This is a genomic window from Methylotenera oryzisoli, from assembly GCF_004661485.1.
Taxonomy (GTDB): Bacteria; Pseudomonadota; Gammaproteobacteria; order Burkholderiales; family Methylophilaceae; genus Methylotenera; species Methylotenera oryzisoli.
In genome coordinates this window covers 519,728-535,076 of record NZ_PQVH01000008.1, presented here as the reverse complement: position 1 = coordinate 535,076, position 15,349 = coordinate 519,728, and the positions used below count along the sequence as shown (strand labels likewise).

Below are 15,349 nucleotides of genomic sequence, written 5' to 3'. Positions count from 1 at the left end.
TAGTACTTTATTTTCAATAGGTTATTGTATTTTTAAAACTATACCAGCCAATGGTGGCAACGTGATGACCACTGATTGACCATAATGCATCCATGGTATGTTTTCTGTATGTAGACCCGCGCCATTACCCTGATTACTGCCGCCATAGCAATCTGCATCGCTGTTAAATATTTCTGAGTAGCTGCCGGCTTGTGGAACACCAATGCGGTATTCATTACGTAACACGGGTGTAAAATTTAGTACTATTATAACAAAACTATTGTCTAATCCGCGTCTTACGTAACTGATAATTGATTGTTCTGTATCGTGACAGTCTATCCATTCAAAACCGTGCGATTCAAAATCTAAGGTATGTAGCGCATTGACCTCTTTATAAATGCGGTTGAGATCGGTATGTAGTTGTTGAATGCCCTTGTGCCATTTGCTGCCAGCATTATTATCGTTAAGCAAATGCCAATCTAAGCTGCTGTTCACGTTCCACTCGCGACCTTGTCCAAACTCATTTCCCATGAAATTGAGCTTTTTACCGGGTGTGGTCATTTGGTAAGTCGCTAATAAGCGCAAGTTAGCAAATTTTTGCCATGCATCCCCTGGCATTTTGTCCAGTAAAGATTTTTTTCCGTGCACAACTTCATCATGTGAAAATGGTAAAACAAAATTTTCTGAATAGGCGTAGAGTTGACCGAACGTCAGTTTGTCGTGGTAGTAACGTCTATGTACTGGATCGTTCTCAATATAAGACAGGGTGTCATTCATCCAGCCCATGTTCCATTTCATGCTGAAACCTAGTCCACCTAGGTATACAGGGCGAGATACCATTGGCCATGCGGTGGACTCTTCTGCAATGGTAAGTACGCCTGCAAAGTCTTCACCCACCATGATGTTGAGTTGTTTTAGAAAATCAATCACATCTAGGTTTTCTCTGCCGCCAAATTTGTTTGGTAGCCATTCACCTGGGTTGCGAGAATAATCGAGATAGAGCATAGAAGCCACCGCATCTACACGTAGGCCATCGATATGGAATTCCTGCAGCCAGAAATAAGCATTGCTAATCAAAAAGTTACGGACTTCGTTGCGGCCGTAATTAAAGATATAAGTGCCCCAGTCCTGATGCTCGCCTAAGCGAGGGTCTTCGTGTTCATACAGCGCTGTGCCGTCAAAGCGTGCAAGTGCCCAATCATCTTTAGGGAAGTGGCCAGGTACCCAGTCTAATATCACGCCAACATTGGCTTGGTGGAACGCATCAATTAAAAAGCGCAAATCATCGGGTGAGCCAAATCGGTTAGTGACGCCAAAGTAGCCTGTGGTTTGATAACCCCATGACTCGTTGAGCGGATGTTCTGAAATAGGTAATAGCTCAACGTGGGTGTAGCCCATTGCAACTACATGTGGCACCAATGTTTTTGCTAGTTCACGATAAGTGAGAAAGTGGCCTTTGTCGTTGCGCTGCCATGAACCAAGATGCACTTCGTAGCAGTTGAATGGTGCGTGCAGCCAATCACGTTTTTTGCGCGCTTCTAACCACTTCTTGTCTTCCCATTGGTGATTGCTGGTGCTGATTTTCGTTGCGGTGCCGGGTCTAGGTTCAAACTCAAAACCATAAGGGTCTGTTTTGACGAGAATATTGCCTGTATGGCGATTGCGTATTTCAAATTTATAAGTGTCGCTGGTAGTCAAGTTTGGGATAAATATATCCCAAACGCCGCTAGAACCGTGCGTGCGCATGCTGTGGATGCGACCATCCCATTGGTTGAAACTGCCAATGACGCTGACGCGCTCTGCATTGGGCGCCCAAACTGCAAAGCGTACGCCAGCAATATTGTTTTGAGTGATGCATTGAGCACCTAGTGTTTTGTACGCGAGTTTTAAGCGACCCTCTCCAAACAGATATAGCTCGTCTTGGGTGATGCTTGAGCTAAATGTGTAAGGGTCGTGCGTTTCGTATGTCTGCGTGCCAGCTGTCACTTGCAGTAGGCATGGTATGGTCAATTCGACTTCACTGATGTATTCAAACAGACCGTCCTGGTGTGTTTTCTCTAAATCCACCCATGATTTGCCAACTTTGAGTTTTGCGCTGGTGGCGTATGGCAAAAATGCGCGGTAGGCATAAAGCTGATGTTCATCAACTTTAATTGCATGCAGTCCTAAAAAGCTGAAAGGATCGTGATGGCGTGCTTCTAAAATGCGGTGAAGCGCGTTGGTATAAGCTCTAGATGTTGTCTGAATTGATTTGGATTTTAACAAAATATGACATCCCTAATAATTTTAAGGTCTTTAGCTTTTATTTGTGTTTTTAGCACTACATTTAGCTAGATTATAGTGCTTTAAGCTGATTATAATGTAAACGAAAGCAGTCGTACGTAAAATAAGCTAGTGTGCCCGGCTAGCGTAACTTAAGTAACTATACAAACTTCAGGAGGGCATCATGTCGCAAGCACGACAAGCAGACCAAAGTTCAGATCGTTTTATTAGTACCTTAACCAAAAATACCGTTGCGATGATTTTAGCGGGTGGTCGAGGCAGTCGTTTAAAAAGCCTAACGGACTGGCGTGCAAAACCTGCTGTTCAGTTTGGTGGGAAGTTTAGAATTATTGATTTCCCACTATCCAATTGCGTTAACTCAGGCATTCGCCGTATTAACGTAGCAACCCAATATAAAGCCCAGAGCTTAATTCAACATATCCAGCGTGGCTGGGGTTTCCTGCGCGGTGAGTTTAATGAGTACGTTAACATTATCCCTGCGCAACAGCGGATCTCTGAAGAATGGTACAAAGGTACTGCGGATGCGGTTTATCAGAATATCGATATTTTGCGTGAGGGTGGTGCTGAATATGTGCTGATTCTTGCCGGTGACCATATTTATAAAATGGACTACGGCAAAATGTTAGCGACCCATGTGCGTAGTAATGCTGACATGACGGTAGCATGCATTAATGTACCGTTAGAGGATGCTAAAGGGTTTGGTGTACTAGCCGTAGATGATACCGATAGAGTGGTGGAGTTTGCTGAGAAACCAGCTAACCCTAAACATATGCCTGGGGACCCAACTAAAGCTTTTGCGAGCATGGGTATTTACGTGTTCAATGCAAAATTCTTATACGAGCAACTGATTCGCGATGCTGGTGAATCTAAATCTAGCCATGATTTTGGCGGCGATATTATTCCATACATCATCAAAAAGTATAAAGTGCAAGCACACCGTTTTACTGATAGTTGTGTCGGTGCGCAAAACGGCAATTATTATTGGCGTGATGTTGGTACGATTGATGCTTATTGGGAAGCGAACATGGAATTAACGAAAGTGATTCCTGAGCTTAATTTGTACGATAGAGAGTGGCCGATTTGGACCTACCAAGAGCAATTGCCGCCAGCTAAATTTGTGTTTAGAGATGAGGGTCGTACCGGTAAAGCAACTGACTCGCTTGTTTCAGGCGGTTGTTTAATTAGTGGCTCATGCATTAGTAATACAGTTTTGTTTTCAGATGTGCGCGTGCATAGCTATGCGACTATTGAAGGCTCGGTAATTTTGCCCAAGGCGGTGATTAATCGGCATGTTGTTTTGAATAATGTAGTGGTAGACCGAGGTTGCGTGATTCCTGAAGGCATGCAAATTGGCGTTGATTTGGCGCTGGATGCTGAGCGCTTTTATGTGTCAGAAAAAGGCGTAGTGTTAGTGACGCCAGATATGTTGGGCCAAGATTTATATCGTGTAGTGTAGCCGCGCATGCTTTGATATGTCAGGTTGCCTTGTTGTTTTAATTACTAATGTTTAAGGTTTTTGTTGAAGTGAATGCTGATCGCCCAAAGTTATATCTTAATCTGTACTGGCATATGCATCAGCCAGATTACCGCGACTTGGTAACTAACGAATATGTGTTGCCATGGACGTATTTGCACGCCATAAAAGACTATAGCGATATGGTGTATCACCTTGAGGTGAACCCTAAAGCCCGCGTGACTTTTAATTTTGTGCCCATTTTATTAGAGCAGTTAGAAGATTACGCACAGCAAGTTAAACAGAACACGATTCGCGACCCATTGCTTGCTTTGCTCATTAAAGAAAATCTCACGGATATTAGCAATAGTGAATGTCATTTGATTGTGCAAAGCTGCTTTAAGAGCCACCACGAAAAAATGTTGAGCCCGTTTCCGCATTACCAACGCTTGCTACAAATGTATCAGCTGGTAGAGCCGATGATGACTAATGATCAGTTTCACTATTTATCTGGGCAATACAAAGCGGACTTGCTAGTTTGGTACCATCTGGCGTGGTGCGGTGAAAGTTTGCGCCGCACTAACCCGGTCGTACAGGCGCTGATGGCTAAAGGCGTGTTGTTTACCTATGAAGAACGTGTGCAGCTATATGGGGTGATTGCAGAAACCATTTCTGATTTGATCCCACGCTATAAGGCACTAATGCAAAGTGGCCAAATTGAAATTTCCACCACACCTTATTACCACCCAATACTGCCTTTATTGTTGGATTTTAAGTCTACCTTAGATGCAATGCCAGACGCACCCTTGCCCGAAAGTAAGGGGTATGCAGGTGGACAGAGTCGGTCGGTTGCGCATATTTTGTCTGCCAAAAAGGCGCATGAGCACTACTTTGGTGCCACTCCTCGTGGTATGTGGCCTGCTGAAGGCGCAGTTTCTCACGCAGCGCTTTCTTTGATGGCTGAGCACCATGTGGATTGGGCGGCGACTGGTCAAAGTGTATTGGCAAATAGCTTGTTGAAGTCACAATTGAATGCAGATAATAAACAAGATTACTTGTATCAGCCATATCGGGTGACGAATGGTCAGAGCGATATTTTGTGTTTCTTCAGGGATGATCAGCTCTCAGACAAAATTGGTTTTGAATACGCAAAAATGCATACGCATGATGCTGTGACGGATTTTGTCCAGACCTTAGAGCATATTCACGCCAGCAATAGTAACAATACATCAAAGATAGTCAGTGTGATTTTAGATGGGGAAAACGCCTGGGAGTATTTCCCATACAATGGTTTTTACTTTTTGAGTGAGTTATATGAAGTATTGGCAAATCATCCTGACATTGTCATGACCACTTTTAGTGATATTGTTGATATGTATCAATCCAGTAATGCGGTCAATGAGGGATTATCTGCGCCTATATTGCCGCAGATTGCTGCAGGTAGCTGGGTATACGGTACTTTCAGTACTTGGGTAGGCAGCAAAGATAAGAATTTAGCTTGGGATTTGCTTTGTGCAGCCAAAAAGACCTATGACACAGTGCTCGACAAGAGTGTCCTAAGTAAGCAGCAGCGTGAAGCGGCTGAGCGGCAATTGGCGATATGCGAAGGCTCTGATTGGTTTTGGTGGTTTGGCGATTACAACTCATCCGATAGTGTTGCTAGCTTTGACCAGTTGTATCGCCGCAATTTAATTAATTTATATAAGCTGCTGGACCAGCCCGTACCAGAGGTGTTGCATCATCGAATTAGTACCGGTGGCGGTAATGCAGATAACGCTGGCACAATGCGCCGTGGACAGGAATGATTTAGTACAGCTTTAAGTTTCAATGCCCTTAATCTTAAGTAGGTATTTATGACGTTACAGACTCAAGCATCACTTTTAAATCAGCGTCAAGCCGGTGTGTTATTACATATCAGTTCGTTACCGAGTGCTTTTTATACGGGAGATTTAGGCGTTGAGTCTTATCGGTTTGTTGATTTTCTAAATGAAATTGGGGCTAAAGTTTGGCAGACTTTGCCTATTAATATGCCGCATGCAGATAACTCGCCCTATCAGTGCTTGTCTGCGCACGCAGGTAACCCGGATTTCATTAGTTTAGAGTCGCTGCAGGCGCAGGGGCTACTAACAAAGGAAGATTGCGCTGGTTTAATTACCAGTAAATTAGATTTACTCAATCAGGCTTATCTTAACTTCAGCCAACAGTCTCAAAATCTGCCTGAATATAAAAAACTGCATCAAGCGTTCACCCGTTTTTGTAAAAAGCAGGCAAGCTGGTTAGATGATTTTTCCCTGTTTCTTGCTTTGCGACATCACTTCAATCAGGCTGGCTGGAACCATTGGCCTGAGCCATATAAAAATCGGGATAAGAAAACATTGAAGCAGGTGCAAGTAGAGCTTGCACATGAAATTGCAGTGGTGAAATTTACACAGTTTGTGTTTTTTAGCCAATGGATTGCGTTGAAAGCTTATGCGGCCGAAAAAAAGATCGCTTTATTTGGCGATATTCCAATCTTTGTTGCTTATGACAGCGCGGACGTTTGGGCGCATTCTGATTTATTCAAACTTAATGCTGATAAAACCGTGAGCGTAGTGGCAGGTGTGCCGCCTGACTATTTTTCTGAAACCGGCCAGCGTTGGGGCAACCCACATTACAACTGGGATGCTATGCAGCGCGATGGGTTTGCTTGGTGGATTTCGCGCATGGCAACGCAAAGTGAATTGTTCGATATTGTACGTATCGACCACTTCAGAGGGTTAGAGGCGGCATGGGAAATTCCGGCAACAGAAGACACCGCAATTAACGGCGAATGGGTCTTAGCGCCAGGCGACGCGTTGTTAGCTGCGATTAAGCAGGCTCTGCCAGAAATCAATCTGGTTGCGGAAGATTTAGGCATCATTACGATAGAAGTAGATGCCTTGCGCAAGAAATACCATTTGCCGGGCATGAAGATTTTGCAGTTTGCATTTAGTGGCGCAAGTGATAACCCTTATTTACCTGAAAACATTTCAGAAAATAGCGTGGTATATACTGGCACGCACGATAACGATACGACTTTAAGCTGGTATAGCAATTTGGATGATTATCAGCGCGGAAATCTGCATGGATATATCGCCGCAACGCATAGTGAGGACTATGCGCCGAATATGCCTAATGATCTGATCGATATGGCGTTGGAGACAAAGGCGCTATTGGCGATTGTGCCTATGCAAGACATCTTGCAATTGAATGGACACCACCGTATGAATACGCCCGGGACTATCAGCGGTAACTGGCATTGGCGCTTCAGCTGGCAGCAGTTAACACCGCAGCAAAAGAACTCAATTCGAGTCGCTATTGCGCGCACTGGACGGTAACAGTAATGCCTATGCTAATTGGCATTGATGTTGGCGGCACTAATCTACGTTTAGGGGTGGTAGAGATTGATGCTGCCGGCTTAGTCAAGCCGCGCTTGTTAGAAGAAATGCGGTTTCAGGCAGATTTTTCCAGTTTATGTCAGTTGCATCAGCAAGCGCCTGAACTTGCATGGCAGCAAATACTTTCCACCATTGCAAAAGCGATTCATACCGTTGCTACCAAGTATCCAGAGGTGTCTGCCGTGGGGATTGGTTTTCCCGGCTTTATTGCGCCGGATACACAACAGATTTTACAGTCCCCCAATTTTCCTGGCTTATGCAATGTTGATTTAAGTGCAGACCTGAGTGCGCTCATCGGTTTGCCTGTCATTACGGAGAACGATGCACTAGCTGCTGCCTATGGCGAGTATGTGATGCATCCTGAACGTATTAGCAATTTAATTTACATTGGGCTAGGTACCGGCGTGGGTGGCGGCTTGATTTTAAATGGCCAGCCTTTTCAGGGGCAGCATGGTGTTGCGATGGAAGTAGGGCACATCATTGTGCAAGAAAATGGCAGGCGCTGCGGTTGCGGGAACTCAGGCTGTATGGAGCAGTATGCTTCAGCCAGTGGCGTTGCTATCAGCTACTTTGATGCGACCCAACAGCAACGTAGCGCAGCTGACATTGCGCGCCTTGCAGAATCGGGCAATGAGCTAGCTACTGCTGCTTATACATTGGCTGGAAAGTCATTGGCGCAGGCATTAGCACATATACTGAAGGTGGTTGATGTTAGTGAGGTAATCATCGGCGGCGGCATGAGTGGTGCATGGGCTTTGCTGGCCCCATCTTTTCAGCAGCAGTTAGATCAGGATTTGATTCCGGCTTTACGCGGCGCGGTCAATGTAAGGGTTTCCACAATGGGAGATCGGGCTGGTATTGTTGGCGCAGCAATGCTAGCATCACGTCTAACTTATGCTGATTCTGTTATGCGCGGTGATCCGCATATGCAACAGCGATTGGCTTAGCGACTATTCTGCAAGACTTGTTTTCGGCAATGTTTATTCATTTAGCCTTATAAAACTTACGGTAAATGTCGGCTCAGCGCCCAACGCACGTGTTCTTGAACGATTTCATTTTCGTGATGTAAATGTTGTTTGAGCGTATTGATAATCTCAGGCGTGGTTGCTGCGTTGCCAAGACCTACTGCAATATTTCTTAGCCATCGCACGTAGCCGATTCTGTAGATGGCACTGCCCGCCATTTTTGATTTGAACTCATCTTCAGTCCAATTAAAGCAGTCGATGAGGCTGACATCATCCAGACCATGTTTAACTGCAAAATCTGTTTCTTTGGTGATTTCTGCAAATTTATTCCATGGGCAATATAGTTGGCAGTCATCACAACCGTAAACGCGGTTGCCAATTAAAGGGCGGAATTCCACAGGAATACTGGTCTTAAGCTCAATGGTGAGGTATGAAATACAGCGTCTTGCGTCAACTTCATACGGTGCGGTAATTGCCTGTGTAGGGCATATCTCCATACATTTGCTGCAACTGCCGCAGTGATTGGTGGCAGGCGTATCAACCACTAATGGCAGGTTGGTGTAGATTTCACCTAGAAAGAACCAAGAGCCATGACTCTTGTTAATCAATAATGTATGTTTTCCGCGCCAGCCTAGGCCCGCTTTTTCTGCCAATGCAACCTCAAGTACCGGCGCGCTGTCGGTAAATGCCCGGTATTCAAATTGGTCTACTTGGTAGTGTTGTAATTCACTTTGAATCTTTTCGCAGAGCTTTTGCAGTTTGTTGCGCATGACTTTGTGGTAATCACGGCCTAGTGCGTAGCGCGATATAAATGCCTTACTGTTGTCTTGCAAAATGGAGTCGCTATTTTCAGCTTGAGGCGGCAGGTAATCTAAGCGTGCTGAAATAATGCGTTGCGTATTCGGGACTAATTCATGGGGGCGCGTACGTTTAGTACCGTGTTTTGCCATATAATCCATATCACCATGAAAACCTTTTTCAATCCAAGCTTGATGTTCAGATTCGGCAGTTTGCAGATTGGTGTCTGTAATGCCGATTTGACTGAAGCCCAGTGCCAGTCCCCAATTTTTAATTGCAAGGCTCAGGTCGCTAAAGTTTTTAGTAGAATTGCTCATGGATAATAATTTTACACTTGAATTGGCAGATGAGGCGGCAACGCTTGCTTTTGGTGCGGCCTTAAGTAAAGCTATTGTCCCTAACCTCACTATTTACCTGCATGGAGATTTAGGCGCTGGTAAAACAACCTTGGTAAGAGGTTTGTTGCATGGCCTAGGTTTTACAGGTAAGGTGAAGAGCCCGACCTATACCTTAGTTGAACCTTATGAGAGTATTGAGGCAGCGCAAGGTCTATTGAATTTGTATCATTTTGATTTATATCGGTTTAATGATGAGGAAGAGTGGGAGTCCGCGGGCTTTAGGGATTACTTTAATGCGGCAAGTGTTTGCTTGATTGAGTGGCCAGAGAAGGCCGAGCATATATTGCCGACGCCAGACATTGATATTTATTTCGAGATTAAGCCGGATGGGCGCAATGTGCGTCTGGTAGGGCATTCACTGCCAGCTGAAGTTTGTGTAAAAAATATTAAAGAATTATGTAACTAAATTTATGATTAAATATTATTTCTCTACATTACTCTCTTTAACCCTGTGCCTGATTTGCGTATTTGCAACTACCGCGGCAGAGGCCAATACCGTTACCGCAGTGCGTATTTGGCCTGCCGATGTTTACACGCGAATTACCATCGAGGCCGAAAAACCCATCCTGTATAAAATGACAGTGTTAAAAGACCCTGAGCGTGTAGTGGTGGATGTAGAAGATATTGATTTAAATACCGTGATTAAGGCACTGGGCGAGAAAGTTTCAGAAAGCGACCCCTACATCGCTAAGATTCGTGTCGCTAACTTTAAGCCCAAGGTAGTGCGTTTAGTGGTAGATTTAAAGTCTGAGGTGAAGCCTGCGATATTTACTTTAGCGCCAGCGGGTGATTACAAACACCGCTTGGTGTTAGATATTTACCCGACAAAAGACCCTTTAATGGCGATGTTGGATCAGCGTGATGGAACAGAACCTGCTACCGATAGTACGGCGAGTAAAAATACTGCACAAGCCGTGACAACGGCACCGCTCATAGAGGTGCCACCAGCGACTGCAACTAATAACACTGTCCCTGAGGTGAAGGTGGAGCAAGGCGCTAAACCTGTTACCAATGCAGGTAATGTGGTTGAAACTGTGCCGCAAGTTAACCCGCCACCTGTTGCTATGCCGCCGGTTAAAGAGGTTATTGAGAATAAGCCAACGACTAAAGGTTTGCGTCAAATCACGATTGCGATTGATGCCGGTCACGGTGGTGAAGACCCTGGAGCGATGGGTGCAACGGGAAGTCATGAAAAAGAGATTACTTTGGCGATTGCCAAAAAACTTAAGGCAAAAATAGATGAAGACCCCAATATGCGCGGTGTTTTAACGCGTGATGGAGATTACTTTATTCCACTGCATATGCGCGTAATTAAAGCACGCAAGCTTCAAGCGGATCTCTTTATTTCAATTCATGCAGACGCATTCACTAACCCAGCGGCGCGTGGTTCATCGGTATTTGCGTTGTCTGAAAAAGGCGCAACTAGCGCCAGTGCACGCTATTTGGCAAAGAAAGAAAATGAGTCAGATTTGATAGGCGGCGTAAGTTTGAATGTAAAAGACCCGCTACTTGCAAAAACTTTGTTGGATTTATCCCAAACAGCCACGATTAATGATAGTCTGAAATTGGGTAAAGCCGTATTGGGTAATATTGGTGAGATTAATAAATTACATAAAAACCATGTGGAGCAAGCTGGTTTTGCTGTACTCAAATCACCTGATATTCCCTCTATCCTTGTAGAAACCGCATTTATCAGCAACCCTGATGAAGAGCGTAGGCTTAACGATGAAGCTTACCAAGACAAGCTGGTAGCGTCGATTCTGGCTGGGGTAAGAAAGTATTTTTCTACTAATCCAGCACTTGCTAAAACGAAACTTGCATTAGATTAGGCTTGCTAACTAATGTAGTACCCAGTGTTCATTTAAAAGGGAGCTTCTATGGAACTCACATTTTTAGGTGCAACAGGAACCGTGACTGGTTCTAAGTATTTGTTGAAAAGCGGTGAGCGGCAAATATTGATAGACTGTGGCTTGTTTCAAGGGCTTAAGCAGTTGCGCTTGAGAAACTGGGCGAAACTGCCAGTCAACCCAGCTAAGATTGATACCGTGATTTTGACGCATGCGCATATTGACCACAGCGGCTATTTACCTGTGTTAGTGAAAAACGGATTTTCAGGTAAGGTCTATTGCAGCGAGGGAACGGCAGATTTATGTAAGATTATGCTGCCAGACTCAGCGCACCTGCAAGAAGAGGAGGCTGAATATGCAAATCGCCGAGGGTTCTCCAAGCACCATCCTGCATTACCCCTATATACCAAAGAAGACGCGGAAAATGCATTGAGCTTGCTTGCGCCAATTCGTTTTGAGCAAGATGTAGATTTAGGCGATGGTTTAACCCTTAGACTCTCCCCCAATGGCCATATTTTAGGGTCAGCATTTGTACGGATTCATAACAAAAAGACCTCAGTGCTGTTTTCTGGCGATATTGGGCGTGCCAATGATATTTTGATGCGTCCACCAGTGCGAGTTAAGCAAACGGATTATTTGTTAATTGAATCTACTTACGGTAACCGTTTACACCAGAATGACGACCCCAAAGTTAAATTGGCTGCCATTATTAATAAAACGGTGAAGCGCAAGGGCGTTGTTGTTATTCCGGTGTTTGCGGTTGGCAGGGCGCAAGAGCTACTGTATTACATTCATTTATTAAAAGCATCTGGTGCAATTGCAGCAGATACCCCTGTTTATTTAAATAGCCCGATGGCGGTAGATGCCACTGAAATTTTTAATCTCTATCATGGTGAGCATCGTTTAAATGCTGACCAATGTCGTGCGCTATTTAGTGCGGCACATGTGGTGAATAGCATAGAGCAGTCTAAAGCGCTGAACGATGCCAAAGGCCCCATGATTATTTTATCTGCTAGCGGCATGGCCTCTGGCGGAAGAGTGGTGCATCATTTAAAAGCCTTTGCCACTAATCCTAAAAACACTATTTTGTTTGTCGGGTTTCAGGCCGCAGGCACGCGTGGCGCTGCGATGTTAGATGGCGCTGAGAGTATTAAAATTCACGGTGAATATATACCGGTGCGTGCAAATGTTGAGCTGATCTCCAATCTTTCAGCACATGCTGATTATTCTGAAATTCTTGATTGGTTAGCTGGTTTTGAATCTGCACCCAAAAAAACCTTTATCGTGCACGGAGAGCCCGTTGCGGCTGATGCCATGCGGCGCCATATAGAGGAAAAATTGCACTGGCAGGTAGTCGTGCCTGACTATCTGCAAACGGTAGTGCTGGCGTAAAAGGAGCTTACTACCTTCTTCTGGTATTCAGGTAATCCAACTCTCTGCTGGTGTCGCCGTAGCCCGCTTGTGTAAGCAAGGCGCGCTCTATGTAGCGGCTGACTTGTGAGCGTAGCGCGCTTACATGCTGACCATCTACAAAATACTGTGGGAACTTAAAGCTTAGCCATGCGTAGAGGCTTAGGTTATGGCTGAGCAGTTCTGCATCTTCTAAATGTTTGGGGTTTTGCGCATCTATCCAGCTTGGGGCTATTGGTAAGTGCCTAATTTTTGATTCAGCAACGCTTTTTAGACACAGTAAGTAATAGTCTTTTTCAAATGCGACATTGAGTGAAATCGGCGCACATACGAAGATGTATTTATCTTTTAGCGACATTTTAGGTGCGTATTCATCCACAATAAGGGCTTGTGTGATTTGCGTTGCTAAGGGCGCCTGCTCAAATAGTGAATGCGTAAAGCGTATTCTTTCCTGATGATAGTTGAGTACTTCGGCAATCTTATTGGTATGCATTTCGTGCGCAATTTTGCTTACTTGCTGTAGATTGATATTGACTGGTAGCTTGTTTAAATCCGCAGTGTCGTCCGTTGAGAGCATATGTTCAATATGAATCAGCTCATCATTTTCCAGCACGCTGACATAGCCGGTTGCATAAATACCAAACCTGCCGGCACGACCTGCAATCTGCCTCACCTCTGTCATGTTAAGTAACCTAGATGCCACGCCATCAAATTTATGAATATTTGCAAAAATGATGCGGCGTATCGGTAAGTTAAGCCCCATGCCAATTGCATCGGTCGCCACTAAAATATCTGCCTGCCCTGAGTTAAAGCGTTCAGATTCTGTTCTGCGTACTTCGGGTGAGAGTGCACCATAAATACTGGCTACGCTAAAGCCCCATTGACGGAATCTAGCGGCAAAAGTAAGTACGTCTTTGCGGCTAAATGCAATGATTGCATCGCCTTTTTGTAATTTTTGTTTTAGCTTTTGGCGGCTGTAATGTTGGCCACACAGGCTCTCTTGTTCTAGAACTAGCGGTGTTTTACGTGCTAATTGGGTAATGTCATAGGTTTCATTTAATGCTTCAATCGTTGCAACACAAGAGGCTGTGACAGCGTTTGAGCCGCAGATGTAAACGATTGAGGCAGGGGCGCCTATCAGCGCGGCTGTCCAGGCTGATCCTCGATCCGGGTCTTGCAGCATTTGAATTTCATCAATCACCGCGACTTCCACCTCTTTGTGCACATTCATCATTTCAATGGTGGAAGCGGTGTGCTGCGCATTTTCCATGATCACGCGCTCCTCCCCGGTTATCAGGTTGCATGGCACACCTGATGCCACCAAGCGGTCTCTTATTTCCATGGCAAGCAACCTGAGTGGAGCAAGATATACACCTGATTTTGCTTGTTCCAATGCCAATAGCGCTTGATAAGTTTTACCGGAGTTCGTCGGGCCTAGGTAGAGGTGATGGTGCCGATTAAGCTTGCGTGCGAGATGAAAGCTGTCTGTATAGCTGTCAGGCGTTGAGTCTTGATTGGTAAGTGTCATGCTGATGAGAATTTATATCAAAACCGAAAAAACACCAATATACAAATGCTAATGATGGATGGTTGCGAAGCCATTTTGTTATTGCACCAAGGCTGATTAATCTATCTGTGATTGATTGGAATAGAAATTGCTTATATGAAACTTAAATGTGAATGGTTTTAGATACTGCGTATCTATGTTGATGACGTTCATTGTGAATAATATGAAAAAGGGAGAATATCTTGTTAGCAGATTTAAAGCCTCATCAAGCCGTGAAACATCACTCGGTGGCACAAGGTCACCATTTTAAGACCAACAGCTTAGAGGTTAGCGCAGAAACGTTTGGCGCATTAATCAATCTGGCTGGCCGCCAACGCATGCTGTCGCAGCGTATTGTACTCAATGCCGTGCTTTCAACGATGGGTCACGAAACTGCATTGGAAACCGCACGTGAAGCCCTCGCTTTGTTTAAAGTAAGTCATGCGGCACTGGTGCAAGGCAATAGTGAGCTGCCTGGTGTTTTTTTTGAAGAGCTACGATTAGTTTATTTTGGTGAGGTTGAGGCCGATAGAAAAATCACAGAGTTTACTGATTTAGTTGAGAAGGCAATCAGTGCTTGTGAGTCAGGTTTCCGCACTGCGCCTGATTTGCTTAACGAGCTTGGCAAGCAGGCTACGCCTATCGTTGCGCTACTGAATCGGATTACTGTGGTTTATGAAGATGAGTCTAAGGAGCATGCTAAGGTGCAACGCAAGCAGCATCATGAATTGATGAGCAGTATTCAGAATATTGCCAAGCAGGCACGCATTGTGTCGGTTAATGCGCAAATTGTAGCGGCACGTGCCGGTGAGGTTGGGCGCGAGTTTGCCGTGGTGGCGGGTGAGCTGACAAATATTACTGCAAAAATCGATGAGTTGGTGCGTGTAGCAGTAGGCAACGTTTCGGTTTGATACTAGCAGATATTGATCATCTCCCTTGGTCTTTATCTGTTACACCCTCATTATGAAAAGTGCGTAGCTGACTGCGCACTCTTTTCTCAGTTGATGACAATATTGAAAATTGATTAAGCGACTCACTACCGGTAATTCAATAGTTTTAAGATAAGTGCGATGGCACTATTTTAGTGCGTTAATCCTGTACTTGTTGGTGCGTTGCAAGTATTTGTAAGTCTTGCGTTGTGAGCTAGCGAGTAGCTTGGTTGCTAGCTGAAATTTACCTCTCAACATCCCCTTTATTAAGACTCTTAAGTCTGGCCACATTTGTTCATAGTTTGGTTGGGTTTTATTCGCAGTT

The 15,349-nt window shown here is 44.7% G+C and carries 11 protein-coding genes; 8 read left to right on the top strand and 3 right to left on the bottom strand.

What is annotated here, in order from left to right; translation table 11 throughout:
* Positions 1–21 precede the first annotated feature (21 nt).
* Positions 22–2,244 carry a 1,4-alpha-glucan branching protein GlgB gene (gene glgB, locus C3Y98_RS07180; protein WP_135277631.1) on the bottom strand — a complete coding sequence of 741 codons (2,223 nt, stop codon included), beginning with the start codon at positions 2,242–2,244 and terminating at the stop codon, positions 22–24.
* Positions 2,245–2,425: 181 nt separating this feature from the next.
* Between glgB and glgC the strand changes: the two genes are divergently transcribed.
* The 4 genes from glgC to C3Y98_RS07160 are packed head-to-tail and all read left to right on the top strand — an operon-like array spanning position 2,426 to position 8,078.
* Positions 2,426–3,718, top strand: coding sequence for a glucose-1-phosphate adenylyltransferase (gene glgC / locus C3Y98_RS07175; protein ID WP_135277629.1), 1,293 nt, complete (start codon positions 2,426–2,428; stop codon positions 3,716–3,718).
* 47 nt (positions 3,719–3,765) lie between these two features.
* Positions 3,766–5,520, top strand: a complete 1,755-nt coding sequence (locus C3Y98_RS07170; protein ID WP_135277627.1) for a glycoside hydrolase family 57 protein — start codon at positions 3,766–3,768, stop codon at positions 5,518–5,520.
* Between the two features lie 48 nt (positions 5,521–5,568).
* Positions 5,569–7,071, top strand: coding sequence for a 4-alpha-glucanotransferase (gene malQ, locus C3Y98_RS07165; RefSeq protein ID WP_135277625.1), 1,503 nt, complete (start codon positions 5,569–5,571; stop codon positions 7,069–7,071).
* A gap of 5 nt (positions 7,072–7,076) precedes the next feature.
* Entirely contained in the window at positions 7,077–8,078 is a 1,002-nt protein-coding gene (locus tag C3Y98_RS07160; protein ID WP_135277623.1) for an ROK family protein, read from the top strand.
* Between the two features lie 56 nt (positions 8,079–8,134).
* On the opposite strand, the gene queG is transcribed toward C3Y98_RS07160, so the two are convergent.
* Positions 8,135–9,211, bottom strand: coding sequence for a tRNA epoxyqueuosine(34) reductase QueG (gene queG / locus C3Y98_RS07155; RefSeq protein WP_135277621.1), 1,077 nt, complete (start codon positions 9,209–9,211; stop codon positions 8,135–8,137).
* Here queG and tsaE point away from each other — a divergent pair.
* The 3 genes from tsaE to C3Y98_RS07140 are packed head-to-tail and all read left to right on the top strand — an operon-like array spanning position 9,210 to position 12,531.
* Complete coding sequence (gene tsaE, locus C3Y98_RS07150; protein ID WP_135277619.1) at positions 9,210–9,698, top strand: tRNA (adenosine(37)-N6)-threonylcarbamoyltransferase complex ATPase subunit type 1 TsaE; 489 nt, start codon at positions 9,210–9,212, stop codon at positions 9,696–9,698. The two genes, queG and tsaE, sit on opposite strands and share 2 nt — an antisense overlap.
* A gap of 4 nt (positions 9,699–9,702) precedes the next feature.
* Positions 9,703–11,121, top strand: coding sequence for an N-acetylmuramoyl-L-alanine amidase (locus C3Y98_RS07145; protein ID WP_135277617.1), 1,419 nt, complete (start codon positions 9,703–9,705; stop codon positions 11,119–11,121).
* Between the two features lie 48 nt (positions 11,122–11,169).
* Positions 11,170–12,531, top strand: a complete 1,362-nt coding sequence (locus tag C3Y98_RS07140) for an MBL fold metallo-hydrolase RNA specificity domain-containing protein (RefSeq protein WP_135277615.1) — start codon at positions 11,170–11,172, stop codon at positions 12,529–12,531.
* Between the two features lie 10 nt (positions 12,532–12,541).
* Here the strand turns inward: C3Y98_RS07140 and C3Y98_RS07135 are convergent, their stop codons facing one another.
* The gene (locus C3Y98_RS07135; RefSeq protein WP_135277613.1) at positions 12,542–14,077 is read right to left on the bottom strand and encodes a helicase-related protein; all 1,536 of its coding nucleotides are present in this window, start codon (positions 14,075–14,077) and stop codon (positions 12,542–12,544) included.
* 221 nt (positions 14,078–14,298) lie between these two features.
* On the opposite strand from C3Y98_RS07135, the gene C3Y98_RS07130 reads away from it, so the two are divergent.
* A complete protein-coding gene (locus C3Y98_RS07130; protein ID WP_135277611.1) occupies positions 14,299–15,006 on the top strand; it encodes a type IV pili methyl-accepting chemotaxis transducer N-terminal domain-containing protein in 708 nt (235 codons plus the stop codon).
* Positions 15,007–15,349: the final 343 nt, after the last annotated feature.

Coding starts and splice junctions, on each gene's coding strand:
- glgC (WP_135277629.1), top strand. CDS start 2,426: ATGTCGCAAGCACGACAAGCAGACCAAAGTTCAGATCGTTTTATTAGT.
- C3Y98_RS07145 (WP_135277617.1), top strand. CDS start 9,703: ATGATTAAATATTATTTCTCTACATTACTCTCTTTAACCCTGTGCCTG.
- tsaE (WP_135277619.1), top strand. CDS start 9,210: ATGGATAATAATTTTACACTTGAATTGGCAGATGAGGCGGCAACGCTT.
- C3Y98_RS07140 (WP_135277615.1), top strand. CDS start 11,170: ATGGAACTCACATTTTTAGGTGCAACAGGAACCGTGACTGGTTCTAAG.
- queG (WP_135277621.1), bottom strand. CDS start 9,211: ATGAGCAATTCTACTAAAAACTTTAGCGACCTGAGCCTTGCAATTAAA.
- C3Y98_RS07170 (WP_135277627.1), top strand. CDS start 3,766: ATGTTTAAGGTTTTTGTTGAAGTGAATGCTGATCGCCCAAAGTTATAT.
- malQ (WP_135277625.1), top strand. CDS start 5,569: ATGACGTTACAGACTCAAGCATCACTTTTAAATCAGCGTCAAGCCGGT.
- C3Y98_RS07160 (WP_135277623.1), top strand. CDS start 7,077: ATGCCTATGCTAATTGGCATTGATGTTGGCGGCACTAATCTACGTTTA.
- C3Y98_RS07135 (WP_135277613.1), bottom strand. CDS start 14,077: ATGACACTTACCAATCAAGACTCAACGCCTGACAGCTATACAGACAGC.